The organism is Acetobacterium bakii, from assembly GCF_001263355.1.
Lineage (GTDB): Bacteria > Bacillota > Clostridia > Eubacteriales > Eubacteriaceae > Acetobacterium > Acetobacterium bakii.
Window position 1 is genome coordinate 1 of record NZ_LGYO01000086.1, and the last position, 1,291, is coordinate 1,291.

Below are 1,291 nucleotides of genomic sequence, written 5' to 3' on the forward strand. Positions count from 1 at the left end.
ATGAAAGAAGCTCAGGGAATCGGTGATTCCACTTTGATGGTGATTCAGCTGATTTTCGAAAATACCCGTCTCCCGGAAAGAGCTTTTGATCCGTCGAAGTCGATACTGAAACTGGCTAAAAAATATTCGGCGGCGCGGCTTGAAAATGCCTGTGAAATGGCCCTCAAAACACTTCGTTCGCCGAGATACAAACATCTCGATCCGATATTAGCCTCTGGCGAAGATATCCTTTATGCCAAAGACCGGGATGCCGCTCATCAAGCTGAAACAGCCAGTACCACCGGTTTTATCCGCGGGGCATCTTACTACGGCGGTTACGACAATGATTAATGATGAAACCCGCCGCAAACTCCGCGAAATTCAATTGGAAGAAATGATTCAGGTGATTGACAGACAGGCGAAAGATACTATTTATGCCACCCTGTCTTTTGACGAGCGTATGAAAATGATTGTTGATTATATTTATCAGGAAAAGCATAACAAGCGTGTTGCAAGCCTGATAAAACGGGCCCGATTTAGAATTCCAAATGCCGCCATTCAGGATGTTTTCTTTGCCGAGCGACATCTTGACAAAGATCTGATTCTGGAAATTGCTTCCTGTACTTTTATCAGCAATAATCAGAATATCGTTGTTTGCGGGTTCACTGGCTCGGGAAAGTCGTATCTGGCTTGTTCCATTGGAAAAGAAGCCTGTAAACAGGGCATTCGCACACGGTATATTCGCTTGCCAGACCTTCTGATGGAATACAGCGAAGCAAAGATCCAGCCGAATGGGCAAAGCAGGGAACTCAAAAAATATACGAATTACCCTTTGTTGATCCTTGATGAATGGTTAATTACAGATCTTTCTGATGATGAACTCCATTTTCTGTTTGAACTGGTCGAACGCCGTTATGACAACGGTGCTACCATTTTCTGCACACAGTATAAGATCGAGGAGTGGCATGCTCGTCTCGGTGGTGGTGTTCTGGCTGATTCTATTATGGATCGCATTATACATGGTGCTCACATTATCAGCTCTGGCAGTATAAATATGCGTGATTTTGTATTGAATCTTTAATGAACCCTTTTTAGGAAATACCAGTATCATTTTGTGAACCAATGGTATCATTTTCAAATACTGCCAGTATCATTAGCGTGTACTGGCAGTACTCTTAGCGTGAAATAATCAGCCAAAGCCAAAAGACCATCCACCAACAAATTTTATTCAACTTTAATCCAAATATAGTGTCATTTAACCAACGGCCCATGCCAAAAGACCAAAAGCGCAATGCCGATAAGAGTACTGCCA

1 protein-coding gene and 1 pseudogene are annotated in these 1,291 nt (G+C 42.9%); both read left to right on the forward strand.

Features of this window, described 5'->3' with window-relative positions; genetic code table 11:
• Positions 1-330 (forward strand): annotated as a pseudogene (locus tag AKG39_RS20210) (IS21 family transposase); the annotation flags it as partial.
• Positions 323-1,060: an ATP-binding protein gene (locus AKG39_RS19170; protein ID WP_050742013.1), complete on the forward strand. Its 738-nt coding sequence runs from the start codon at positions 323-325 to the stop codon at positions 1,058-1,060. The pseudogene AKG39_RS20210 and the gene AKG39_RS19170, both read left to right, overlap by 8 nt.
• Positions 1,061-1,291: the final 231 nt, after the last annotated feature.

Coding starts and splice junctions, on each gene's coding strand:
- AKG39_RS19170 (WP_050742013.1), top strand. CDS start 323: ATGATTAATGATGAAACCCGCCGCAAACTCCGCGAAATTCAATTGGAA.